At 48.8% G+C, this 1,130-nt stretch carries 2 protein-coding genes; both read right to left on the reverse strand.

The genetic code is table 11. The annotated features are described in order from the left end of the window. Window positions 1-605 (reverse strand): alpha/beta fold hydrolase (locus A3750_RS01415; RefSeq protein ID WP_156498299.1); only part of this gene is annotated, 605 nt, incomplete at its 3' end. Further along, window positions 605-1,130, reverse strand: a 526-nt coding sequence (locus A3750_RS25645; protein ID WP_197474791.1) for a hypothetical protein, incomplete at its 5' end; no start/stop codon positions are given. The genes A3750_RS25645 and A3750_RS01415, both read right to left, overlap by 1 nt.

The following is a 1,130-nucleotide window of genomic DNA, read 5'->3' on the forward strand; positions in this document are numbered from 1 at the left end:
ATGTAGGAATGTAGGCAGTCGTCATCCCAGCCTTTAAACGTGCCTCGTTGATAGAAGTATCGCCACATAGCGTCTTCATCGTGCCAGTATGTTCCGCGCACTTTCGCTTGTTTGACCATCGGTAGATACTTTGACAAGCCAAGAAACTGCATCCCGTTTGCGGCAAGGGTGAACGCCCGCGATCCGATGATCGGATCGAGCATAATGATACGATCAAACAGCATGGAATCAGCAGCAGCCATTAGAAGCGTATTTACTCCGCCAAAGCTGTGCCCTAGTCCAACGCGAGGAACATCATTCCACATGCTAGAGTAATGTTGCCAAACCTCTGAAAAGTAATGCGCGCTGTCGTCCCAGTTAGTAAAACGCTCGCCTGCATCGCTATCGCCATGGCCTTGAGCATTGCTCAGGAATAGATCGAAGTGTTTGGACAAGGGCCCTAAAAACTTCTCATACACCAAACCATTAAACCCGTTCCCATGTAAAAAATGGATCACAGGTTTTCCGGAGGGCGGTGTGTAGTGGCCACGAAGCTTAAAACCGCCAGAAACCTCGTACTGCCAGGGTTCCAGGCCAGCTATAAACCTCGATATTTCTTCTCTCACTAAGCACTCCAGTTCATTAATATGGTGTTGTACTGCTCAAGCAGATCAGCCGGAAGCTCAGCTCCATGCTCGATCAACGCACCTAATGGCAAATCCTCGTAGAACAAATCTCTGCAGGCATGAACAAACTTAAGGGTGGTAAACGCATCAAACCAATCGTCAAACGCAGCCAGTGCTCTTTGTCCGTGCAATGCTTGTTTGCTGCAATGCAACAGAAACCGATCAAAGCGCAATGAATCAAGCACGTCAGGTAATACGTGATCTTGGCTCACCGAGGACTCAAGCCTTGCCAAAAACCTCTCTGGGGAAATTTCAGCGGCGCTATTATTAAGCACAAACCGCAATCTTCCAAGCGCTTTGAAGCTTTTGGGGTGATAATAACGATAGTCTTGCAGTGCTTGTTGATGCTGACCAATCTTAATCAGGGCCGGTCCGGTGCCAAAAGGCACCCGCTCGCTATCTCTGCCTGCGATCGACAGTTCCGGCTCATCCAAACTCACCACACCATTATGTTTCGCGAGTTTG

The sequence above is a fragment of the Oleiphilus sp. HI0079 genome, from assembly GCF_001635105.1.